This window comes from Krasilnikovia sp. M28-CT-15 (assembly GCF_047159595.1).
Lineage (GTDB): Bacteria > Actinomycetota > Actinomycetes > Mycobacteriales > Micromonosporaceae > Actinoplanes.
In genome coordinates this window covers 2,251,511-2,275,380 of sequence record NZ_BAAGAK010000001.1, presented here as the reverse complement: position 1 = coordinate 2,275,380, position 23,870 = coordinate 2,251,511, and the positions used below count along the sequence as shown (strand labels likewise).

The following is a 23,870-nucleotide window of genomic DNA, read 5'->3' as shown; positions in this document are numbered from 1 at the left end:
ATGGTGCGGTGGAAGAGATACTGCCGTAGTCAACCAACGCTATCCCGCATCCGGGGCATTCCCAATTCGTGGGGCCGAGATGAACGCCACCAGGTCAATGGCTCCATTGCCGGGCCAGCCGGTTGGCGATCTCGCGCAGCCCGCGGTCCGGCTCCGCCAGTGCGGTGCGTTCGTCGCCGAAATGCTCGACCAGCGAGTGCAGCTCGCTGACCCCGGCGTTCGCCGCCTCCCGGTGCCCGGTTTCGACCCGTCCGGCCACCACCACGCAGGGCAGGCCCCGGTCGCGTGCGCCGCCCGCGATCCCGGCGCACACCTTGCCGCGCAGTGACTGGTGGTCGAACGCCCCCTCCCCGGTGAGCACGACGTCGGCCAAATCCAGCTCGGCGTCCAGGCCGATGAGGTTCATGACCAGGGCGATTCCGGACACCGTACGGCCGCCGAGGGCCAGCAGGGCGGCGCCGACCCCGCCCGCCGCACCGGCGCCGGGGCGCGCGGCCAGGCCGGTGCGGCCGAAGCTCTGTTCCAGGACTCCCGCGAAGTGCTCCAGGGCGGCGTCCAGGCGCAGCACGTCCGCCCGGCTCGCGCCCTTCTGCGGGCCGTACACGCTGCTGGCGCCGTACAGGCCGGTCAGCGGATTGTCGACGTCCGTGGCGGCGACCAGGGCCACCTGCCGGAGCTGCGGCACGCCGGCCAGCCCGGCCGCGGCGGTGAGGGCGGCGCCGCCGTACGGCAGGGCGTAGCCGGCCGCGTCGACCGGGCTCGCGCCGAGCGCGGCCAGCATCCCGGCGCCGCCGTCGTTGACCGCCGAGCCGCCGAGGCCGACCACGACCTCGGCGGCGCCGGCCTCGACCGCGGCGGCCAGCAGCAGGCCCAGGCCGTAGGAGGTGGTGAGGTTCGGGTCGCGCTCCGCGGCGGCCAGCAGGTGCAGGCCGCACGCCTGGGCGCTCTCCACGTACGCGGTGCCGCCGACCAGCAGCAGCTCCCCCGGCACGGGGCGGCCCAGCGGGTCGACCGTACGGACCGGCAGCCGGCGCCCGGGCAGCGCCTGCGCGAGGACCTCGACGAAGCCGGGGCCGCCGTCGGACAGCGGCCGCCGGATGAGGTCGTCGCCGGGTGCCACCTCGCGCCAGCCGTCGGCCAGCGCGGCGGCCACCGCGGGGGCGGGCAGCGTGCCCGCGAACTTGTCCGGGCAGATCAGGACGCGCACCCCCGGAACCTACCGGGACCGGCGACCGGTCACCCGGGCCGGGCGGGCCGCGTCCCGCCGGGCGGTCGCCCGGCGCGTTCTCCGTGGGTGCCTGGGTGGAGAGCCGTCGCGGACGGCGAACGCAATCGCGACGGCCGAGGCGCCACCAGCGTGGGATAGGACACGATTTCTCGCGTGTGACGCTATGGAAACATGGTGCTCGTGACGTCGACCTGGACCGAACCCTCCCCTACCGCGACCGCGCTGCTGCTGCTCGGCCACGGCTCCGACCCGGCCAGCGAGCGCGGGGTGGACTGCCCCGGCGACCTGCCCGCCCCCAGCGACCCCGGCCTGGTGGCCCGCGCCGAGGCGGCCAAGGCGGCGCTGGGTGAGCGGGTCTTCGTGCTCGGCCACCACTACCAGCGCGACGAGGTCATCCGGTTCGCGGACGTGACCGGCGACTCGTTCAAGCTGGCCCGGGAGGCGGCGGCGCGGCCGGACGCGGAGTTCATCGTGTTCTGCGGCGTGCACTTCATGGCCGAGAGCGCGGACATCCTCACCGGCGACCACCAGCGGGTGGTGCTGCCCGATCTGGCGGCCGGGTGCTCGATGGCCGACATGGCGGTGCTGGGCCAGGTGGAGACCGCCTGGGAGCTCTTCACCGACCTGGGCATCGCCGACTCGGTGGTGCCCGTGACGTACATGAACTCGTCGGCCGACATCAAGGGCTTCGTGGGCCGCAACTCCGGGGTGGTCTGCACCTCGTCCAACGCCAAGCGCGCGCTGACCTGGGCGTTCGAGCGGGGCGAGAAGGTGTTCTTCCTGCCCGACCAGCACCTGGGCCGCAACACCGCCGTCCTGGAGATGGGCTTCGACCTCGACGACTGCGTGCTGTACGACCCGCACAAACCGCACGGCGGCCTCACCCCCGAGCAGCTGCGCGACGCCAAGATGATCCTGTGGCGCGGGCACTGCTCCGTGCACGGCCGCTTCACCCTGGACAGCGTCCGGGAGGTCCGGGAGCGGGTGCCCGGCGTCAACGTGCTCGTGCACCCGGAGTGCCGCCACGACGTGGTCCGCGCCGCCGACCAGGTCGGCTCGACGGAGTACATCATCAAGGCGCTGGAGGCCGCACCGGCCGGTTCCGCGTGGGCGGTGGGCACGGAGCTGAACCTGGTCCGGCGGCTCGCGCTGGCCCACCCGGACAAACAGATCATGTTTCTGGACCGGACGGTCTGCTACTGCTCCACCATGAACCGGATCGATCTGCCCCATCTGGTGTGGGCGCTGGAGGAACTGGTCGCCGGCCGGGTGCCGAACCAGATCACGGTCGATCCGGACACGGCGCATCACGCCCGGGTGGCTCTGGACCAAATGCTCGCCCTGCCGTAACGGAACGTCACACAGCGTTACCTTGGGTCACCCGAATGCGCCCCGTGAAATCTTGAGCCATGCTTGAGATCAGCTATTCGTGCCATCCTGAGCATTCTGGCGGTTTCTGCAATCGTCACTCAGCGCTATAGTGCCCGGGCGGCGCTACCGCGGGTCACCCCCCGACCCGCACGCCCCACCCCCGTTCCTACGGGCGCTGACGCCCCAGCTGGAGGTTGCGTTGACCAACGACGTCCTGGTCGTACACGGCGGCTCGCCGCTGCACGGACAGATCCGCGTCCGTGGGGCCAAGAACCTGGTCTCCAAGGCCATGGTGGCCGCGCTGCTGGGCGAAACCCCCAGCCACCTGTACGACGTGCCGGCGATCCGCGACGTCGAGGTCGTCAGCGGGCTGCTCGAGCTGCACGGCGTCAAGGTCAGCAAGGGTGCGGACGACGGCGAGCTCGTCATGGACCCCACGAACGTGGAGAGCGCCAGCGCCGACGAGATCAACGTGCACGCGGGGTCCAGCCGGATCCCGATCCTGTTCTGCGGCCCGCTGCTGCACCGCCTGGGCCGGGCGTTCATCCCGGACCTCGGCGGCTGCCACATCGGCCCGCGCCCGATCGACTTCCACATCCAGGCGCTGCGGCAGTTCGGCGCGATCGTCGACAAGACGCCCGAGGGCATGCACCTGACCGCGCCGAACGGCCTGCACGGCACGAAGCTGGAGCTGCCGTACCCCAGCGTCGGCGCCACGGAGCAGGTGCTGCTCACGGCCGTCCGGGCCGAGGGCGTCACGGAGCTGCGCAACGCCGCGGTCGAGCCGGAGATCATCGACCTGATCTGCGTCCTGCAGAAGATGGGCGCGATCATCACGGTGCACACCGACCGGGTCATCGAGATCAAGGGCGTGCCCCGCCTGCACGGCTACCGGCACAAGCCCATCCCGGACCGGATCGAGGCCGCCAGCTGGGCCGCCGCGGCGCTGGCCACCCGCGGCGAGATCGAGGTGCTGGGCGCGCAGCAGGCCGACATGATGACGTTCCTGAACGTGTTCCGCTCCGTGGGCGGGCAGTTCGAGGTCACCGACGCCCGCGCCACGCGTCCCGGGGTGCCCGGCACCGAGGGCGGCATCCGGTTCTGGCACCCCGGCGGCGAGCTGCAGGCCGTGGCGCTGGAGACCGACGTCCACCCGGGCCTCATGACCGACTGGCAGCAGCCCCTGGTGGTCGCGCTGACCCAGGCCCGCGGCCTGTCGATCGTGCACGAGACCGTGTACGAGCAGCGCCTGGGCTACACCGAGGCGCTGGGCAAGATGGGCGCCACCATCCAGGTGTACCGGGACTGCCTCGGCGGCACCCCGTGCCGGTTCGGCCGCCGCAACTTCAAGCACTCCGCGGTCATCGCCGGCCCGGCCAAGCTGCACGCCGCCGACCTGGTCATCCCGGACCTGCGGGCCGGGTTCAGCCACCTGATCGCGGCGCTGTCCGCCGAGGGCACCTCCCGGGTGTACGGCGTGGATCTGATCAACCGCGGCTACGAGGATTTCGAGGGCAAGCTGGCGGCGCTCGGCGCCCGCGTCGAGCGCCTCTGACCGGCGGACTGCGCGGGCTGGGCATGCCCTCGTGGCCCTCGCTCCGCTCGGTGCGCTCGGGCATGCCCCACCGCTGGGCATGCCCTCGTGGCCCTCGCTCCGCTCGGTGCGCTCGGGCATGCCGACGGCGGTGCACAGCGAGGGTCACGCGGGCAGCTAGGCTTTGCGGGTGCCCTCGCTGTTTCGCCGCAAGTCCGCCGACGTCGTCGCCGACGCCATCGATTCCGTGACGCCGGAGGCTGCTGAGCCCGCCCGGCCGAAGAACTACACGCCCAGCAAGAAAGAACTGGGCCAGGCCACCCCGAAGCGCGCCGCCACCGGCCGCCGGATGGCCGAGGCCACGCCGCCGGCCAACCGGCGCGAGGCGTACAAGCAGATGCGCGAGCGCCAGCGCCAGGATCGGGCCGACGCCGCCGAGGGGATGCGCCAGGGCGACGAGCGGTATCTGCTGGCCCGCGACCGCGGCCCGGAGCGGGCGCTGGTCCGCAACATCGTCGACTCCCGGCGTACGGTCGGCACCTGGTTCTTCGCCGGGGCGCTGATCGTCCTGATCGGCTCGTCGGGGCGGATGCCGACCGCGGTGCAGCTGGGTGCGAACGTGCTGTGGCTGCTGCTGGCCCTGGGCGTGATCGTGGACAGCGTGCTGATCGCCCGCCGGGTCAAGCGGCTGATCGGCGAGCGGTTCCCGAAGACCACGCAGAAGATGGGCTCGCTGTACCTGTACGGCATCATGCGCGGGCTGACGTTCCGCAAGATGCGGGTCCCGAAGCCGCAGATCGAGATCGGCGCCACAATCTGACGACCGCGGTACACCGGAACGGCCCGGCGCTGATGCGCCGGGCCGTTGTCGTCGGTGCCGTCAGGCGGCGGCCGGGAGCAGGATCTTGCCGTCCTGCTTCGCGCAGCTGCCCCACTCGTTCGACGTGCTCACCTTCAACACGTACGCCCGCTTAGCGTCCAGACCAGTGAAAATCTTCGACACCTTCGCGGTGGTCCACCCCGCCTGCGTCGTGCTCACCGACGTGATCACCCTGCCGTCCGCGATCCGGACCAACTGCAACTGCGTCGTCACCTCGATCGACGGCGCCGCCAGATTGTCCGCCTTCGCACCACCACCGGACGCCACCAGGTAACCCCGCCACTGCGGCGCCGACATCTCAAACGTCGCCCGCGTCTTGTCCGAACCCCGGAACCCCCGCGCCTTGGTCACCACCGACGGCACCAGCGACTTCTCCGTCACCGCCACCTGCGCACCCTGACCCAACGCGTCCTCCGCCCGCACCGAGATCCGGTACGTCGAGCACTTGTTCGGCGTCGACACCACCACCTGGAAACGACCACCCACCAGCGCCTGCGACGCCGGCACCACATACGAAGCCACCGTCGCAGACCCGTCGAGAACCTTCACCCGATAACGCGCGGCGAACGTCGTCGGCCTCCACGACACCACCGTCTGCGCCTCATTGACCGCCGACCGGACCTGCTGCACACCCATCGGGACGCCCGGCACCTGCGCCGCGGCCGCCGAAGCCGCCTGCGGAGCGGCCAGGAGAGCGCCGGCCAGGGCCACACCCGCGGTGGCGATCAGGCTCGACAGCTTCATGATTCAGTTCCCTCCAACGCCCCGTATTGCTGACACGGGAAACAATGCCGGACCTGAATCAACGGGACCTCAAGCAGATCTCCGCCTTCCCGATGCCTTTCGGGCCGGGGAGCGTGGGTCAGTCGAGCACCGGGACCGCGGGGTAGCCGAAGGCCACGCCCTCGCCGTACGACGTGGCCAGGCGCGCGCCCCAGCAGCTCACCGCGCCGGTCGCCAGCTGCGCGCACGACGTGGCGCCGTTGGTGGCGAACGCGGCGGCCGGCAGGATGCCGTCGCTGTTGTACACCACCTGCGGGACCGGCTCGGCGGCACGCAGCAGCCCGTTGCCGGTCTGGCCGGCGGCGCTCGCGCCGAAGCACCAGCCCTGCGCGTTCGGGCTCTTCACGCAGGTCACGTCGCCACCGGCGACCACCTTCGACGGGGTCATGTTCGGCACAGCGGCCGGAGCGGACCGGTCCGTGGTGTCACCCAGCCCCAACTGGCCCGCGCCGTTGGCGCCGAAGCACCACAGCGCCCGGGACGGCGCCAAGGACACCGCGCAGGTGTGCGCCCGCCCCGCCCCGACGCTGGTCACCGCGGCCAGCCCGGGCACCTGCGTGGCCAGCGCACCCGACCCGGGTGCGCCGAGCCGGGAACCCGACGGATCGCCGAAGCACCACACCGCGCCGGACTGGGGCACGGCGACGGAGTACTGGTTCACCGCGCACACGTGCCGGTCGCCGGCCGCGATCAGGGCGATCCCGGTCAGCCCGACGCCCGGGGCGGTGAGCACCTGGGCCGGGTCGGGATGCGGTTGGGTACCGGTCAAACCGGCGCCGAGCAGCCCGGAAACACCGAAGCACCACAGGGTGCCGCCGCCCTTGCGGGCGCAGGTCACGTCCGGCCCCACCACGACGTCGGAAACCGAGGTGAGGGCGACCTTGCCGACGCCGACCGTGGCCGCGACCGGCTGCCCGGCCTGACCCGAGCCGTTGGCGCCCCAGCAGTACAGCTCGTTGACGATGGTGTTCGCGCAGGCCGTCGCGCCGCCGACGGCCACCGACCGGGCGACCGCACCGGCGGGCAGCGCGACCCGCGTGGGAACGGGAACCGGCACTCCGGCCGCGACACCCGCGGCGCCGAGCCGGTTCGGCCCCCAGCACCACACACCCGAGTCGCGGACCATGCAGCTCGCGTCGGCACCCATGGCGATGCGCGTGGCACCGTCGAGCCCGACGATCGACTCGCTGGGCTGCGACTGCGACTGGGTCGTGCCCGAGCCGACCTGGCCCGAGCCGTTCGCGCCGAAGCACCACACGGAGCCGTCGCGGGTCAGCGTGCAGCTGGTGTCGCCGGCCCCGGCGACCACCGAGGTGGCGCTGTCCAGGTTGAGCACGGACACCGGGCTCGAGCGGTCCCGGCCGGCGCCGTCGCCCAGCTGGCCGGAGCCGCCCGCGCCGAAGCACCGGGCCTGCCCGGACAGCAGCGTGACGCAGGTGTAGCGGTTGCCCGCGCTGACCGCGACCGCGTTGGGAACGTCGACCGCCGCCGGCGCGGGTGACGTCGCCGGGCGGCCCAGCTGCCCGGCGTCGCCCGCCCCGAAACACGACACCGCGGCACCGGACAGCACGCACGTGTGGTCGGCTCCGGCGCTGACCGCGGAGACCCCGGTCAGGCCCGCGACCCGGGCCACGGTGCGCACCGCCGAAACACTGCCGGACCGCTGCCCCTTGTCGTCCGCGCCCCAGCAGGCCAGCGTCGCGTCCGCCAGCACCGCACAGGCGTGCTTGCGGCCCACCGCGACGTCGACCGCGGCGGCGGGCAGCGTCACCTTGACGGGCGTGGCGCTGGACGCGGGCCCGCCGAGCTGGCCGGAGGAGCCGTCACCGAAACACCACACCGAACCCGCGGCCACGGCGCACGTCGTCGCGCCACCGGCCGCGAGCGCGGTGACCCCGGAAAGCGTCGGCACCACGGCCGGAGCGACCGCGGGCGACCCCGGCGCCGCGCCCCAGCACCACACCGCGCCGTTGCCGGTCGCGGCGCAGGCGTGCCGGTCACCCGCGGCCACCCGGGTGACGCCGGCGGGGCCGGTCACCACCACGGGACCGCTGGCGAACGCGACGGTGGAACCGTCGCCGAGCTGGCGGCCGTCGTTCGCGCCCCAGCAGCGCACGCCGCCGTCGACGTGGACACCGCAGGCGAATCCCGCACCCACCGCGAGCCCACGCCACGGCGCCTTGGGCACCGCCACGGACACCGCCGACAGCGCGGACCCCGAGCCGTCCCCGTACATGGCCTGCACCTGGAAGCGGTACGCCCGCCCGTCGGTGAGTTCGCGGACGGTCATCTCGGCGCCCGTACCGGACCGCACCTCGACGCCGTCGCGCAGCACCCGCCATCCGGTGGCCGGATGACCGGCCGCCTCGGTGAAGCTGAGCACCGCCTCCTCGTGGCCGCTGACCACCCGCAGGCCGGGCGCGTCCGCGCCGGGCGACGCCGGGGTGGCGGTCACCGCCTGCGACGGGCCGGACTCCACGCCGCGCCCGTCGAGGGCGGTGACGGTGTAGTGGTAGGCGGTGCCGTTGTCCAGCGCGCCGTCGCGCACCGGCGACGACGTCGTCTCGGCGACCAGCGCGCCGTCGCGGTACACCCGGAACCGGGCCGGTGCGGGCACCGGCATGTCCCAGGACACGGTGACCTCGCTGTCGCCGGTGTCCGTGGACACCCCGGCCGGGACCGCGGGCGGGATCGCCCGAGGGGTCGCCGACACCGTCGGCGACGGCGTCGACTGCTGGTCGTCGGCGCCGACCGCCACCAGGGCATACGAGTACGTGACGTCGTTGAGCGCCGAGGTGTCGACGAACCGGGTGTCGGTCAGGACGCCGCCCAGCGGCAGCCCGTCGCGCAGCAGCTGCCAGCGGGTGATGCCGTTCGTGGCCGTCCAGGACAGCGTGACCTGGCTGTCGCCGACGGCCGCGGCGAGGACGGACGGCGCGGGCGGGGCGGGAGCCGGTACGACGGCCGCGGGCGAGCTGGCCGGTCCGGCGGCCTGGTTGGCGTTGATGGCGATGAGCGTGTACTGGTACGTCGTTCCGTTGCGCAGACCGGTGTCGGTGTACGACGTCGCCGTGCCGGGCAGGTCGGCGACCGCGACGCCGTCCCGGCGCAGCTCGTACGCCGCCACCGAGCCGGCCGGGGTCTGCCAGGTCAGCGCGGCGGCACTGTCCCGGGCGCTGGCCGCCAGCGACTCCGGCGAGGCCGGCGGGGCCAGCGGCGTCGCCGCCCGCATCGGCGACAGGGCCGAGGACTGCCCGGCCACCACCACCTGCACCTGGTACTGGAAGGTGACCCCGTTGTCCAGGCCGGTGTCGGCGCTGCTGGTCGTCGGCGCGTTGACCGTACGCAGGTACTTGCCGTTGCGGTAGAGCAGGTAGCGCTGCGCGCCCACGGTCGGCAGCCAGTCCAGATCGACCCGGGCATTGCCGCCCGCGACCGTGAGCCCGAACGGGCTGCGCTGCTGCGCCGCGGTCGGCACGGCCGTCAGGTACACGGATTTCGACGTCGAGCCGTTGCGGTTCACCGTCTGCACCGTCAGCAGGTACGAGCGCTCGTTGACGAGGTTGGCGACCACCGCGGTGCCCACCGACGCGGGCACGGTGGCGACCCGGTAGCCGTTGCGCAGCACCCGCACCGTGCTGGCCAGCGCCGACGTCGGCTTGTTCCAGGTGAGCATGACCTGGCTGTCCTGATTGCGCAGCACCACCCCGGTCGGGGCGGGCGGCGCCGCCAGCGGGGTCACGGCCTTCGCCGTGGTCCACGCGGACTTCTTGCCGCGCGAGTTGACGCCGCGGATCGCGTACTTGTAGGTGACGTCGTTGCGCACGCTGGTGCTGGACCACTTCGAGGCGTGCAGGTTCTTCACCACGATCACGCCGTTGCGCTTCACGTCGACGGCCACGACGCCCTTGGGCAGGTGCCACGACAGGCTGACCTTGCCCACCCCGCCGGTCGCCGTGAACGCGGTGGGCTTCGCCGGGGTGCTCGCGGCGACCGCGGCGACGCCGGTGGTGAGCAGCATGACGACGCACGCCAGCGCGACGAGCAGCAGGCGGCGAGGATGGATCCGGATCAGCGGCACGTTCCCACACCTGAATCGGAGAAGGGGATGTTGGCGGGCTGCGCCTGCTGGAAGTCCCAGTCGTAGCCGCCGTCGCGCAGGCGCATGAACAGCACGCCGAACAGCGCGGCCGAACTGCCGGCGTACTTGGCCTCGGTGACCTGCTCGACGTCCGGGTGGTCGTCCGCGAGGCCGTAGTTGTTGGCACCGCCCGTGCCGACGATCCAGGTGCGCATGCCCTGCGACTCCGGCATCTCCGCCGGTGGCGCCATCGTGGTGTCGTCGATCGCGGTGGCCCGCCCGAGGGGCATGAAGCGCTGGTAGTTGTGGTCGTGCGCGGTGAGGATGACGTCCACCCCGGCGTCGTACAGGGTGTTCCAGACCGGGGTCATCGGGGCGTACGCGCCGTGGTGGCCCAGCGAGTACAGCGGATGGTGCCAGTAGGCCAGCGTGCACCGGTTGGGGTGAGCGGCGAGGTCGGCCTTCAGCCACTTGATCATGTTGCTGGTGGGGGTGCAGGGGGTGATGGGGGCGCACATGATCGAGTTGATGGCGATCAGATGCCAGCTGCCGACGTCGTAGCTGTAGCTGCCCGGCACCCCGTACGGGTTGTCCTTGTGCGCGGCGGCACCGAAGTACTCGTAGTACCCCTGACCGTCCGCGGTCTTGTACTCGTGGTTGCCCGGGATCGGCCGGCTGATCGCCTTGTACGGGCCGAAGAACTGGTCGTACACGTTGACGAACTCGTCCAGCCTGCCGTCCTCGTACTGCAGGTCACCCAGCGGCAGGAACGCGGCCAGGCGCTGCCCGGCGAGCTGCGCGGCGACGGAGTCCTGCCGGCAGCCGGCAGGGCTGCCCTCCCCGCCCCGGTAGACCGGGTTCGTGGGCGCGCACGAGATATCGCCGACGACCGCGATGAGCTGGCCCTCCGAGGTCGGCAGCTGCTGCGCCGCGGCCGTACGGCCGGGCGCGGCGGCGCGCACCGTCACCACGGCGGCCGAGGCCATGGTGGGCACGAGGACGATCGCCGCGAGCGCGGCGAGCACGGTGGTTCGCCCGCCCCGGCGACGCAGCCTCAGGTGGTTCATGCGGCCACGGTGGCGGCTGACGGGAGCAGGCCGGTTGCGGACCGGGTGTGACAACGGTGCGACCGCTCGCCGCACCACACCCGCACCCCGGGGTGCACCGATCGGCTCCGCGACGCGGCCACGCTGGCGGGGTCGGAAGCGGGGTCTCTCCCGCGCCGGCCACCGAGACCGATGACCGGGAAGGCAGACAGGTGTACGTAACGGTGCGCGACCGCCCGGCAGCGAAGACGGGTGGCGCGGCAGGCCGGGTCGCGACCACGGTACTCCTGCTCGGCGTCGTCAGCCTGCTCACCGACGTCTCCTCGGAGATGGTCGCCGCGGTCCTGCCGCTGTACCTCACCGCGCAGGCCGGGCTGGGCTACCTCGGGTACGGCCTGGTCGACGGCGCGTACCAAGGGGTCAGCGCACTGGTTCGGATGGTCGGCGGGTACGCGGGCGACCGCAGCGACCGGGCCAAGTGGATCGCGGTGATCGGGTACGGCGTGTCCGCGCTCAGCCGGATCGCCCTGCTGCCCGCCCACGGCCTGGCCGCCATCACCGCGGTGATCACGGCGGACCGGCTCGGCAAGGGGCTGCGGACCGCGCCGCGCGACGCGCTGATCGCCGCCGCCTCCCCACCGCACGCGCTCGGGCGCGCGTTCGGGGTGCACCGGATGCTGGACACGATCGGCGCCGCGCTCGGGCCGCTCGTCGCGTTCCTGCTGCTGGCCGCCATACCCCAGGGCTACAACGCGGTGTTCGTGGTGTCGTTCGCGGTCGCCGCGGTCGGCCTGGCCGTGCTGGTCCTGCTGGTGCCGGACCGGCGCACCAACCGGGGCACCCGGGTGCGGCTGGGCGACGTGCTGCGCGAGGTGACCGGGCCGCGGCTGCGCCGCCCGTTGCTGGCCTGCGCCCTGCTGGGCGCGGTCACGGTCGGCGACGGCTTCCTCTACCTCGTCCTGCAGCAGCAGGACCGCCTGGACCTGCGGTGGTTCCCGCTGATGTACGTCGGCACGAATGTGGCGTACCTGCTGCTGGCCCTGCCGCTGGGCCGCCTGGCGGACCGGGTCGGCCGGGCCCGGGTCCTGGTGGCGGGCCATGTCGCACTGCTGGCCGTCTACCTGGTGGCCGCAGGCCCGGTGCGCGGCCCGGTCGCGATCGTGGCCGTGCTGGCACTGCTGGGTACGTTCTACGCGGCCACCGACGGCGTGCTGCCGGCCCTGGTGAGCCGCCTGGTCGCCACCGAGACCCGCACCAGCGGGATCGCCGCCGCCCAGACCGTCACGGTTGTCACCCGTTTCGCCTCGTCAGTCGCGTTCGGTGCACTATGGTCGGCCGTCGGGGCACGTCCGGGGCTGCTGGCGTTCGGGATGCTGCTGGCCTCGGCACTGCCGGTGGCCGCGGTGCTGCTGCGCGGTGCCGGCCGCACGTCCGGGACCCCCGGCGACGACGCCGAGCACGCCGGGACGGATGGCGACGCGGCGGCCGAACCGACCGGCAGCCGGTGAACGACGGCCCGGCGGCGGATCCCGCGACGGCCCGGCCGCAGGCCCCGCACCTGGCGCCGGGACGGGACGGCGGCGGGCCCGAATGGAGGCCGATGAGCGAGGGCGAGGCGGGCGAGCTGGGCGAAGCCGGGCCCGCCGACGGCGGACGGGGCCGCGCCCGGCTGCTGGCCGTCCTCGTCGTCACGGTGCTGGCCGTACTCGGCGCGGCCGCGTACGTGGTGCACGCCCGGCGGGAATCCCTGCGCGCGACCGAACGCGCGCCGCACGCCGCCACCGGCGGCGACTGGGCGTCCGTATCGGCGGGACCGCATGTGGTGTTCCGCAACACCGGCGCCGGAGCCGACCAGGGCCGCGTCGCCGTCGTGCCGCTGACCGCGCCGTCCGGGCCACGCGCAATCACCCCGGCCAGCTGCGACCGCGTCTACGCCACCCGGGTACGGGCGGTGTGCCTGTCCGCGCGCACCGTCCTGACCACCCGCAGCTACCAGGTGCGGCTGCTGCGGCCCGACTGGACCACCGAGCGGGACCTGGGCCGGCTGACCGGGCTGTACAGCCGCACCCGGCTCAGCCCGGACGGCGGCCTCGCCGCGGTCACGGCGTTCGTGTACGGCGACTCGTACACCAGCCCCGGCGCGTTCTCCACCCGCACCACGATCAACCCGGCCGGCGGCGGGCAGCCGTCCGACCTGGAGAAGTTCACGCTGGTGGTGGACGGGAAGGTGCGGCGCGACCGGGACCGCAACTTCTGGGGCGTCACGTTCGCCGACGGTGACCGCTTCTACGCCACCGCCCTGGTCGGCGGGAAGACCTGGCTGGTGCGGGGCAGCCTCGCGGACCGGCGGCTCACCGCCCTGTACGAGGACGTGGAATGCCCGTCGCTGTCCCCCGACGGCACCCGGATCGCGTACAAGAAGCACGGCGATCTGCCCGACGGCGAGTGGCGCCTGACCGTGCTGGACCTCGCGACCGGGCGGCAGACCACGCTGGCCGAGACCCGCAGCGTCGACGACCAGCCGGAGTGGCTCGACGACCGGCACGTGCTGTACGGCCTGCAGAGCGGCCCGATGGCGACCCGGACCACGGACGTGTGGATGGCCGACGCGGACGGCGGCGGCACCCCGCAACTGTTCATTCCCCACGCCTGGTCGCCCGCGGTCGTCCGCTGAGCGGCTACCCCGCGACCGGGTCCGGGGGCCGGTCCCGGTAGAGCCGGGCCACCACGTCCTCGATGTCCGGCTCCACCAGCGACAGGTCGCGCAGCGTGGCCAACGAGGTCAGCGCGGCGACAACCGCCCCCGCGGACGCCGACTCCAGCTCGAAGCTCACCCGGTGCCCGTCGGCCTCGACCGCGGCCAGCACCGCTCCGTCCACGGTGAACCCCGGCGGCAGCGGGGCGTCGAGGTCGGCGACGAGGCGACGGCGCGAGCCGTACCGGGTGTGCAGCGCCTCGATCGTGCCGTCGTGCACCACGCGGCCGTGGTCGATCACCACCAGCCGGTGGCACAGCCGTTCGATGTCGGCCAGGTCGTGCGTGGTGAGCACGAGCGTCACGTCGCCACCCGCGCCCAGCTCCGCCAGGAATGAGCGCACCGCCTGCTTGCTCGTCACGTCCAGGCCGATCGTCGGCTCGTCCAGGAACAGCACCTCCGGGCCGTGCAGCAGCGCCGCGGTCAGTTCGCCACGCATCCGCTGCCCCAGCGACAGCTGCCGGACCGGGGTGTCGAGGAATTCGTCCAGGTCGAGCAGCGCCCGGCAGCGGCGCAGCCGGGCGGCGTGGTCGGCGACCGGCACCCGGTAGACGTGCCGCAGCAGCGCGAACGACTCGCGCAGCGGCAGATCCCACCACAGCTGGGACCGCTGGCCGAAGACCACCCCGATGCGCAGCGCCAGCCGGGTCCGCTGCGGCACCGGGGCCAGCCCGCACACCGACACCTCCCCGGCCGACGGGGTCAGCACGCCGGTCAGCATCTTCAGCGTCGTCGACTTGCCCGCACCGTTCGGGCCGATGTAGCCGAGCATCTCGCCCGGCGCGACGCTCAGGTCCACCCCGGCCACGGCCGGCACGGTCCGTTTCGTGCGGCGCATCCGGCCGGCGCGTACCCGGACCGTGAAGTCCTTGCGCAACCCCCGTGCCTCGATCACCGCGCCCATCGCCCACCCCCGTGCCGCTTCATCGTCATTGGCCCTCGCTCCGCTCGGTGCAGTCGGTCATGACCCTGTCTTCTTCGTCATGCCCTCCCGGCCCTCGCTCCGCTCGGTGCAGTCGGTCATGACCCGGTGCTGCGGTACTGCCTGATGCCCGCCCGCCACGCGAGCGCGGCCACGCCGGCCGCGATCAGCGCGACCAGCGGGGAGGCATATCCGGCCCAGGGCGGCAGGCCCAGCGGGTCGGCGATGCCCAGAATGGCCAGCGCGGGCTGGTAGGCCACGAACGCGAAGCCCAGACCGTACGCGAACAGCGCCCGGAACCAGCCCTCGAACATCGTGACCGGGTACGAGGCGAAGTCACGCCCGCCGTACGTGAACGCGCTACCGATTTCGCCCGAGTCCACCCACCAGAACGCCAGGGCGGCGCTCAGCACGAAGATCGCGCCGAAGAAGACCGCGCCGAACAGCGGGGCGAGGACCAGCAGCGCCAGCCGCGCCGGAGTCCAGACGATCGGGTTGGCGTGCAGCGCGATCCCGAGCACCACCAGCGCCAGCACCAGCCGCAGCGCCTTGCGCAACGGCAGGTCCATGAGCATCAGCTGAGCGAGCACCCCGAGCGGGCGGATCAGCACCGCGTCCAGCGTGCCCGCCCGCACGTAGCCCTGCAGCCGGTCGATGTTGCCCACGCCGATGTCGGCCACCACGAACGCGCACGACGCCAGGCTCACCATGAGCAGCGCCTGGGCCAGCGAGAACCCGCCCACCTGCGGCGCGGGCCGGAACAGCACGATCACCGTCAGCACGTCCATCGCCGTGGCGCCGAGGTTGGTGACCAGCTCCACCGCGAACGACCCCCGGTACGACGCGGCCGAGCGGAACTGGGCACCGAGCAGCGCCGCGTACGCACGGAAGGCCCGGTCCCGGCCCTCACCCACCCTGGGCCACCAGCCTGCGTTCCGCCCGGCGCTGCACCGCGGCGCACGCGGCCAGCACCGCCGCGGCCCACACCACCTGCAGCCCGACCAGGCCCGCTTGCAGGGCCGGGGGGTCGCGCTCGGTCAGCACGTCCAACGGGGTCTGCAGCATTCCCGGGAACGGCGTGGCGACCCACAGCAGCACCGCGAGCCCGTGCGGCAGCAGGCGCAGCGGGAAGTACAACCCCGCCAGCGCCCCACCGGCGAGGGTCCACAGCATCACCGGACCCCGCGCGTCGTGCAGCCAGAACGCGGTCGCGTTGACCAGGAACCGGCACCCGAAGCTGATCACCACGGCCAGCACGACGGACACCGCGAACAGCGGCACGGTCCACCAGCGCCCCGGCACGTAGAAGTCGAAGACGAGCGCCCCGACGAGCACCGGCGGCACGAAGCGGGTCATCATCCGGTGCAGCGCGCGCCCGAGGTCCGGGGCGAGATACGACACCACCGGATGAACGGGCCGCAGCAGGTCCACGGTCACCTCACCCGACCGGATGCGATCGGACAGCTCCGACCACCCCAACAGGGCGACTACGGTGAGTAGCCCTTGGCCCACCCAGACGTACGTGACGAGCTGAGTTTCGTCGTATCCGGCCGGGCGACCGTTAACGGTGGCCGCCGCGACGGCCAACAGGACGTAACAACGGAGGAACCCGAAGACGATGTTCGTGAACGATCCGGCCATCGTCGCCTGCCGGTAGGACGCCCATCGGCGGAAACCCGCCCAGACGAGCGCACCGAACGTCGTGGCCACCCCGCGGAACGGACGACTCGGAGAGATCGTCGGCACCCTGGCGTCCTGCCCGTCCACGCCGTTAATCTCCTCCCCGATACCCCAGCAGCGGAGCCGGGCGAATGTACCCGGTGTGCACCTCTGCCACATCCCAAATTTCCCGACAAGGTGGATCTCGTCGTGACGGAGCGTCGCCAAGCATCAGCCACCCTGCCGGGTGCCCGATGAACGGCTGGAGCTCCCACGCGGGTGCCGGTGACTGGGACGACGAACCCGGCTGGCTGTATGAGATCACCTGGGAGTGGGAGCCCGTGCCGGGCCAGCGCTACCCGGGTGACCAGGGACGCCTACGCGCGGTACACACCCCGGTGTTCGACCCCACGGTCGATCCGCCGCCCGCCGACCCGCCGTCCTGGACCGACGGCGCGGACACCCGCGACCCGGACGGCGCGGCGGGCCGTCGCGCCCCTGCGGGTCATGAGCAGCCCGCCTGGAACCGCCCGGTGCCGCACCCCGAGCACATCCGGCCGGTCGACAGCCGTACCCCGTTCCGGGACGCGCAGCCGAACCTGCAGGAGGCGCTGGCCAACTACTACCGTCCCCGGATGGCCGAACGCGGCCCCCGGCCACCGGCCCCGTCGTCGCCGCCGGCGTCGCGTCCGGGTTCCGCCCATCCGACTCCGTACATCGGTGGACCGTCCGACGGGCCACGGCCGACTTCCCCGGCAGGCCGTGGCCAGGCGGGGCCGGCGCCCGCGCCGTACCCCGGGCGCGCCGGGGCACCACCGTCCGCGCACCGGCCCGGGCCCGCGCAGCCCTCACCCCGGCCCGGCTCGGCGCAGCAGCCCCAGCCTGGCCCAGCGCAGCAGCAGCCCCGGCCTGGTGCCGGAGCTCGTGTGCCACAGCCACCGTTCCGGCCGGGCGATGCCCCGATGCCGGGGCGGCCCGGCGAGGGGCATCCCGCATTCCGCCCGGGCGATATGCCGCCCGCACACGGCGGGTACGCCATGCCGCAGGCGAGCGGGCGGCCCGGTGTCGCCGAGCCCCCGGAGGCCCGACCGGGAGGGGCCGCGCCCGGCGGCGAACGGGCCCACCACCCGCAGTACCGCGACCCGCAGTACCGCGACCCGCAGTACCGCGACCCGCAGTACCGCGACCCGCAGTACCGCGACCCGCAGTACCGCGACCCGCAGTACCGCGATGCGGGACCGGACGGCCGCCATGCCGATGGACCGCCCGGCCACCGGCAGGGGCGGTCCGATCCATCCGGCCAGCCCGGAGGCTCACGCGACGCGCGGCCCACCGGTCCGCACCCGGATGCCCGCCCGGGCGTCCCCTACCCCGGCGGCCGATCCCAGCCGCCCTACCACGACACCCGGCCGCAGTCGGGCGCCCCGTATCAGAGCGCCCCGCTGCAGTCGGGCGCCCCGCATCAGAGCGCCCCGCCACACTCCGGCGTCCCGTACCAGGACACCCGGCCGCAGTCGGGGGTGCCGCACCAGGGCGTCCCGCCGCACTCCGGCGTCCCGTACCAGGGCACCCTGCCGCAATCCGGCGTCCCGTACCAGGACACCCGGCCACCGTCGGGGGTGCCGTACCAGGACGGACGGCCGTCGGGGGCTGTCCTCCGTCCCGGTCCGGCACAGCCGCACGGCGCACCGCACCGCGACGCCGGGCCCGCGCCCAGCGCGCGCCGGGACGAGGCGACCGGGCAGCGTCCGGCGCACGTCCGGCCCGATGAGCACGCACGTCCGCAGGGGTGGCCCGGGCCGGACGCTCCCCTGTCCGAGACGGGGCCGCGCGGGCCACGGTCCGGTGTACCGCTGCCGACGACCCGGCCCACCTCCGCGCCGCCGCGCGCTGCTCAGCCGCCGACCGCGCCGCACGGTCCGGCGCCGGACGCCCCGGCGCGCCACCACGCCGCACAGGCGTACGACGGCCGGTCCCGGGCCTTCGACGACACCCCGCCGTACGGCGTACCGACCCTGCCGAACCCGGCGGCGGGAATCCCTGCCGGGCACCAGCCCGCGGCCGGAATGCCCGGCGGGCCTCAGCCCGGCCCGGCGCCGTACGCGCGGCCGGAGCAGCCACCGCACCCGGCTGGTTCGCGGCCCGCGCCGCCCCGCCTGGTCCCGGAGACCGGCCCGCCGATGCAGTACCGGCCGGTGCCGCAGGCCCCCTACCCGCCACAGCCCCGGCCGGCGCCGCACAGTGTCGGCGAACCGCCCGCGCCGCCCGCGTCCGCTGCGCCGTCACCGTCCTGGGCGCCGCCCACGTCTGCCCCACCAGCGGTCGCCTCAGCCGCCGTACCGGTGACGGCACCGCCTGCCGCGCCCGTCACGGGACCACCCACGCCACCGCCCGCCACTGCGCCGCACTCCACTGCGCCGCACTCCACGGCGCCCGCCGGATCGGCCGCACCGGTCTCGCCCGACGGCTGGTTCGCGCCTCTGCTCACGCCGCCGCAGGTGGACCGGCTCCGGTCCGGGTCGACGCCGGAGCACGACGGCAGCAACGCACCGGACGGTGGAGGAGTACGAGGTGACAGCACCTCACCGAAGCTCGCGGGTTCCTCCGGCACCGACCCGTCTCTGCGCCACGCCGGAAGCGTGCCGGCGGACGGCGCGACCGACGCGAGCGGTGTGCCCTTCTCCCCAGACGAGGCCGGAATGGACCGCCGCCCGGCGGGCCCGGCCGCGACGGACGTCGATCCGTCCGCCAGCGCCTCCGAGCGGGCCGCCGCGTCAGCCGCCGACAACGTTGACAGCGACCCTGGCGACTCGGACGGCGAACCGCGCGGTCTCGGCTGGCTCCTGCAGCTCAACGGGCTGGGGGCGCCGTCTCTCGGCCCACCGGCGACCATCCGGTCGACGCCGGAGTCCACTCACGACGACCCGAGGTACGTAACGGCCTCGGCACCGGTCCCGGTCAGCCCTCCGACTGCACCAGACACCGAACGCCCCACCGCACCTGCCCCGGACTCCCCTGGCTCGGCCGCGGCTGGTTCGCAGGCCCCGCACCCGGTCGCGGCAGCGCCGGACGCCCATGTCCCGACCGTTGTCGGCCCGGAAGCCCAGCACCCCATTGCGGCAGAGCCGGACGCCCCTGGCTCGACGGCGGCTGGTCTGCAAGCCCTGGACCCCGCCGGGACGGAGCCGAACGCCGTCGACCCGGCCGGGGGCGCCCGGCAGATCGAGGCCTCGACCGAGCAGACCCTCCCCGCATCCGACGAGTCCGCCTCGGAGGTCCCGACCGAGCAGCCCGTCCCAACGCCCGACGAGTCCGCCTCGGAGGTCCCGACCGAGCAGCCCGTCCCGACACCCGACGGGACCGTCTCGGCAGCCGGCACGAGCCCGGCAAGCGAGCCGCCCGTGAGGGCGGAGCCGGCGAGCACCACAAGCGACCCGGCAGACACCCCAGCAGCGCCGGAAAGCACCCCGCTCGAGGTGAGCGAGACGCGATCCGACCCGGATTCGTCCAGTTCAGACATGGCGGATCCGCGCCGCTCGCCGTCCCTGGCGACCGCAGGCTCCGACGCCGAACCGGCCCTGACGCACGCGCCGCCGGTGCCCGGCACCACCGTCATCGACGACTTCACGGACACGCCAACCGAAGCCGAACCCGGATCCACAACGGCACCCGACACCGACGCCGAGACCACCGACGCCGCAACAGAAACCGGGACTCACGGCGAGACCACCGCTGCGGCCGAGACCACCGAGGACGCGGCGGCCAAAGACGCCGAGACCACCGAGGACGCCGCCGACGCCGACGCCGAGACCACCGAAGACGCCGAGACCACCGACGTGGCGGAGGCGGAGGGCGCCACGCAGGACAGTGCGCCCGCGGACGAGCCGACGGCCGACGACGTCCGCGCTGAGACGACGGGTCAAGCGGCCACACCGTCCGCGAACGACGAGTCCGGACCCTCCCCGGCCCGGCTCAGCGAGCCGGACGCCGACGGGCAAGCAGTCCCGGGCTCGGACGCGGAGACCCGGTCGGCTGCGGCCGGCGACGGCGACCCGGAGGCATCGCACGCCGCCACCCCGGACCGCGCCGAACCTGAACCCGTGCCCACGGTTGCCCCGTGGGGAGCAGAGCGCACGGTGCCGGCACCGGAGATGACCGCCCGCCCGCCGGTCACCACCGCGACTCCCGCCGAGCCGGCGCGTAACCGGACCGAACCCGAGGACGTGCTGTCCGCGTACCCGTGGCGGTTGTGTCCGAAGACGCTGCGCGAGTTGGCCGACGACCCGGATCCGCTGCTGGCCGTGCGGGACCGGCTGACCGACAAGCTTGAGTACGCGGAGCGCGCCGCCGTGCGCGCCCGCCTGCTGAGCCTGCGCGCGGTGGCCTTCCGCGCCCTGGGCGAGCTGGATCCGGCGCTCGCGGATGCCCGGGAGGCACTGGACCACGCCGAGGCGACCACCGAGCTTCGCCTCACCGCGCTGGTCCGGACCCGCCTGGCCGGGGTGTTGCAGTGGCGCGGCGAGTACGCCGAGGCCGACCGCCGGTACGCCGAGGCCGACTCCGCCGAGCTGCCGGACGTGCTGCGCGCAGCCATCGCCGAGCTGGCCGCCCGGTGCCGCTTCGAGCAGGGCCGCCACCTGGAGGCGTGCACGCTGTTCGAGCGGGCGCTGGATCTGCGCCGTGCCGAGGACCCCGAGCTGGTCGCGCGCGTCGAGCTGGCCCTGGACGTGGTGCACACGCGGGTCCGGGAGACCGGTTGGGGCCCGTACGCTCGCACGGCCGAGCAGATCCGCCAGCAGCCGCCGCGGCCGCAGCCGGCACAGGACCACGAGTCGGGTCTGTGGGGGTATGCGGATCCCGACGGCGCGCTGGTGGTGCCGCAGTGTTACGCGGATGTGGCGCCGTTCCACGAGGGTCTGGCGTGGGTGCGCCGCCCCTCCGGGCGCGCGTGGGAGCTGATCGACGCCGCGGGCGCGACGGTGATCGACGAGTCGGCCGGGTACCGCGGGGTAGGCCCGTTCGGCGACGGGCTGGCGTGGGTGACCCGGGACGGTACCGGCGGCTGGTTCGCCATCGATTCGGGCAACCGGGTGGTGATGGAAGGCGGCTTCGACGACGTCCGCGCGTTCCGCAACGGGCTGGCCCCGGTGCGTCGCGGCGTCGGCTGGGGTGCGGTGGACCGCGACGGGCGGCTGGTGGTGCAGCCGAAGTACCTGGGGTTCGCGACCGCGCTGGCGGGCGGGCGGCAGGTGGACGGCTTCACCGACGAGGGCCTGGCGGTGGTGGACGCGGGCAACCGCAAGGGTGTCGTGGACCGCTCCGGGCGGGAGGTCGTGCCGGCGGTGCACACCAGCCTGCTGATCCACCCGACGGCGTTCGTGGTCGGTGACCGCGACGGCCGGTGGGGCGCGCTGGACCGGCAGGGCGAGCCGCTGGTCGAGTTGACGCATCCGAACCCGGCGGCAGCGCTGGACGAGGTGGCCCTGCGGCAGGCGGACACCCGGCCCGTCCTGTAAGGGGCGGGTAGGGTCGCAGGCATGGAGTTCCGTCACCTCGGCCGTTCCGGCCTCATGATCAGCGAGATCGCATACGGGAACTGGATCACACACGGCTCCCAGGTCGAGGAGGAGGCCGCCGCCGCGTGCGTGCGGGCTGCTCTCGACGTGGGCATCACCACTTTCGACACCGCCGACGTGTACGCGGGCACCCGCGCGGAGGAGGTGCTCGGCCGCGCACTGCACGGCCAGCGCCGGGAGGGTCTGGAGATCCTCACCAAGGTCTACTGGCCGACCGGCCCGGGCCCGAACGACCGCGGCCTGTCCCGCAAGCACATCATGGAGTCGATCGCCGGTTCGCTGCGCCGCCTGCGGACCGACTACGTCGACGTCTACCAGGCGCACCGCTACGACTACTCGACTCCGCTGGAGGAGACGATGCAGGCGTTCGCCGACATCGTGCACTCCGGCAAGGCCCTCTACATCGGTGTCTCGGAGTGGAAGGCCGAGGAGATCCGCGCCGGCGTCGAGCTGGCGAAGGAACTGAAGTTCCAGCTGGTCTCGAACCAGCCGCAGTACTCGATGCTGTGGCGGGTCATCGAGTCGGAGGTGGTGCCCACCTGCGAGGAGCTGGGCCTGGGCCAGGTGGTCTTCTCCCCGATCGCGCAGGGCGTCCTGACCGGCAAGTACCAGCCGGGCCAGCCGCCACCGGCGGGCTCCCGGGCCACGGACGAGTCCGGCGCCGGGTTCATCCAGCGGCTGATGGCCGACGAGGTGCTGACGACCGTACAGAAGCTGCGTCCGCTGGCCGAGCAGGCCGGGTTGTCGATGGCGCAGCTGGCGGTGGCCTGGGTGCTGCACAACCCGAACGTCTCGGCCGCCATCGTCGGCGCCTCCCGCCCGGAGCAGGTCTACGACAACGCGAAGGCGTCCGGGGTGAAGCTCGACGCGGACCTGCTCAAGGCGATCGACGAGATCGTCGATCCGATCGCCGAGCGCGACCCGGCCCATACGGCCAGCCCGGCACGGCGGCCCTGACCCGATGTGGCGCGGTTCTGGGGCGGGCTCAGAACTCGGCCCAGAACCGCATCCACTCCAGGCCCAGGCGCCCGGCGAGATCCGGAATGCCGACGGCGTCGCACAGGACGCCGACGAACGAGAAGAACCACACGTTGACCTTCGACTGCCACAGCAGCACGAACAGCAACATGAATCCGTACGGTGCGAACAGGTCATAGGCCCGCTGGTATTCGCGGCTCAGCCAGGGCCGGACGATGTTGCCGCCGTCCAGGCCCGGCACGGGCAGGAAGTTGAGCACGCTCGCCGTCACCTGCAGGAAACCCAGCGCGGCCAGGGCGATCCAGAAGTTGGCGTGCGCGCCGATCAGCTCCCCGCCGCCGAAGGCCAGGTCCTCCCCCGCACCGAAGGCGAACGGCACCGCGATGAGCAGCGCGAACACCACGTTCGTGGCCGGACCGGCGAGGCTGATCAACGATTCCCGGGCCCGGGTGCGGACCAGCGAGTGGTCGATCCACACCGCACCGCCGGGCAGGCCGATGCCGCCGAGCACCACCGCGATGATCGGCAGCACGATGGACAGCAGCGGGCTGGTGTACTTCAGCGGGTTGAGCCGCAGGTAGCCGCGCTCGGCCACACCGCGGTCACCGCACGCGTAGGCGACCGCGGCGTGCGCGTACTCGTGCAGGCAGAGCGAGAGCAGCCAGCCGCAGACGATGAACAGGAACACGTCGACCCGGACGTTGCCGAAGCTGGTCCACGCCATCCAGCCGCTGACCGCGGTCAGGGCCACGATGCCGACGAAGACCGGACTGGGCACGAACGCGTTGCGCGGGCCCACCGAGCTAGGGACGTTCACTCGGCCGGCAGCAGACTCATCTTGTAGTCCTCCCGGTCGTCCTCGACCAGGGTGACGGCGGTGATTCCGGCACCGGCCAGCTCACGCCACGCCTGGCCGATCCACGACTCGGCGTCCGCCTGGCTGCTGAACGTCTCCACCGGGCCGGCGATCGCCTGCCCGTCGGCGCCCTCGTACCGCCAACTCCACGGCATGCCGCGGCCTCCTCGTGTCTGTCAGCTCGTGTCGATCAGGTTGCCA

At 73.5% G+C, this 23,870-nt stretch carries 16 protein-coding genes; 7 read left to right on the top strand and 9 right to left on the bottom strand.

The genetic code is table 11. The features are described 5' to 3' along the window. Positions 1-94: 94 nt before the first annotated feature. Positions 95-1,207: a glycerate kinase gene (locus ACMCNO_RS10815; protein WP_412749272.1), complete on the bottom strand. Its 1,113-nt coding sequence runs from the start codon at positions 1,205-1,207 to the stop codon at positions 95-97. Positions 1,208-1,408: 201 nt separating this feature from the next. Between ACMCNO_RS10815 and nadA the strand changes: the two genes are divergently transcribed. From nadA to ACMCNO_RS10800, 3 genes are all read left to right on the top strand, one after another. Continuing rightward, on the top strand, positions 1,409-2,578 hold the full coding sequence (gene nadA, locus ACMCNO_RS10810) for a quinolinate synthase NadA (protein WP_412753667.1): 1,170 nt from the start codon (positions 1,409-1,411) through the stop codon (positions 2,576-2,578). 220 nt (positions 2,579-2,798) lie between these two features. Then, entirely contained in the window at positions 2,799-4,154 is a 1,356-nt protein-coding gene (gene murA / locus ACMCNO_RS10805) for a UDP-N-acetylglucosamine 1-carboxyvinyltransferase (protein ID WP_412749271.1), read from the top strand. Between the two features lie 169 nt (positions 4,155-4,323). Beyond that, positions 4,324-4,953 carry a DUF3043 domain-containing protein gene (locus ACMCNO_RS10800; RefSeq protein WP_412749270.1) on the top strand — a complete coding sequence of 210 codons (630 nt, stop codon included), beginning with the start codon at positions 4,324-4,326 and terminating at the stop codon, positions 4,951-4,953. Between the two features lie 60 nt (positions 4,954-5,013). Here ACMCNO_RS10800 and ACMCNO_RS10795 read toward each other — a convergent pair whose 3' ends face one another. The 3 genes from ACMCNO_RS10795 to ACMCNO_RS10785 all read right to left on the bottom strand — a co-directional run bounded on the left by ACMCNO_RS10795 (position 5,014) and on the right by ACMCNO_RS10785 (position 10,944). Continuing rightward, positions 5,014-5,757, bottom strand: coding sequence for a hypothetical protein (locus ACMCNO_RS10795; protein WP_412749269.1), 744 nt, complete (start codon positions 5,755-5,757; stop codon positions 5,014-5,016). Positions 5,758-5,875: 118 nt separating this feature from the next. Beyond that, positions 5,876-9,877 carry a fibronectin type III domain-containing protein gene (locus ACMCNO_RS10790; RefSeq protein WP_412749268.1) on the bottom strand — a complete coding sequence of 1,334 codons (4,002 nt, stop codon included), beginning with the start codon at positions 9,875-9,877 and terminating at the stop codon, positions 5,876-5,878. Next, a complete protein-coding gene (locus tag ACMCNO_RS10785; protein WP_412749267.1) occupies positions 9,868-10,944 on the bottom strand; it encodes a metallophosphoesterase family protein in 1,077 nt (358 codons plus the stop codon). Before ACMCNO_RS10785 ends, ACMCNO_RS10790 begins: the two co-directional genes overlap by 10 nt. A gap of 191 nt (positions 10,945-11,135) precedes the next feature. On the opposite strand from ACMCNO_RS10785, the gene ACMCNO_RS10780 reads away from it, so the two are divergent. Further along, a complete protein-coding gene (locus tag ACMCNO_RS10780) occupies positions 11,136-12,431 on the top strand; it encodes an MFS transporter (protein ID WP_412749266.1) in 1,296 nt (431 codons plus the stop codon). Positions 12,432-12,523: 92 nt separating this feature from the next. Next, a complete protein-coding gene (locus ACMCNO_RS10775; RefSeq protein WP_412749265.1) occupies positions 12,524-13,597 on the top strand; it encodes a TolB family protein in 1,074 nt (357 codons plus the stop codon). Between the two features lie 4 nt (positions 13,598-13,601). Here the strand turns inward: ACMCNO_RS10775 and ACMCNO_RS10770 are convergent, their stop codons facing one another. From ACMCNO_RS10770 to ACMCNO_RS10760, 3 genes are all read right to left on the bottom strand, one after another. Further along, positions 13,602-14,582: an ATP-binding cassette domain-containing protein gene (locus tag ACMCNO_RS10770; RefSeq protein ID WP_412749264.1), complete on the bottom strand. Its 981-nt coding sequence runs from the start codon at positions 14,580-14,582 to the stop codon at positions 13,602-13,604. Positions 14,583-14,698: 116 nt separating this feature from the next. Beyond that, positions 14,699-15,514: an ABC transporter permease gene (locus ACMCNO_RS10765; RefSeq protein WP_412749263.1), complete on the bottom strand. Its 816-nt coding sequence runs from the start codon at positions 15,512-15,514 to the stop codon at positions 14,699-14,701. Further along, positions 15,507-16,367, bottom strand: a complete 861-nt coding sequence (locus ACMCNO_RS10760; protein ID WP_412749262.1) for an ABC transporter permease — start codon at positions 16,365-16,367, stop codon at positions 15,507-15,509. The genes ACMCNO_RS10765 and ACMCNO_RS10760 overlap by 8 nt, the downstream gene beginning before the upstream one ends. 146 nt (positions 16,368-16,513) lie before the next feature. Between ACMCNO_RS10760 and ACMCNO_RS10755 the strand changes: the two genes are divergently transcribed. Together ACMCNO_RS10755 and ACMCNO_RS10750 are read left to right on the top strand one after the other, a co-directional pair. Next, on the top strand, positions 16,514-21,775 hold the full coding sequence (locus tag ACMCNO_RS10755; protein ID WP_412749261.1) for a WG repeat-containing protein: 5,262 nt from the start codon (positions 16,514-16,516) through the stop codon (positions 21,773-21,775). A 21-nt stretch (positions 21,776-21,796) separates the two neighbouring features. After that, complete coding sequence (locus tag ACMCNO_RS10750) at positions 21,797-22,792, top strand: aldo/keto reductase family protein (protein ID WP_412749260.1); 996 nt, start codon at positions 21,797-21,799, stop codon at positions 22,790-22,792. 28 nt (positions 22,793-22,820) lie between these two features. On the opposite strand, the gene ACMCNO_RS10745 is transcribed toward ACMCNO_RS10750, so the two are convergent. Together ACMCNO_RS10745 and ACMCNO_RS10740 are read right to left on the bottom strand one after the other, a co-directional pair. After that, positions 22,821-23,630, bottom strand: coding sequence for a site-2 protease family protein (locus ACMCNO_RS10745; protein ID WP_412749259.1), 810 nt, complete (start codon positions 23,628-23,630; stop codon positions 22,821-22,823). Next, the gene (locus tag ACMCNO_RS10740; RefSeq protein ID WP_130511407.1) at positions 23,627-23,824 is read right to left on the bottom strand and encodes a hypothetical protein; all 198 of its coding nucleotides are present in this window, start codon (positions 23,822-23,824) and stop codon (positions 23,627-23,629) included. The genes ACMCNO_RS10745 and ACMCNO_RS10740 overlap by 4 nt, the downstream gene beginning before the upstream one ends. Positions 23,825-23,870 lie beyond the last annotated feature (46 nt).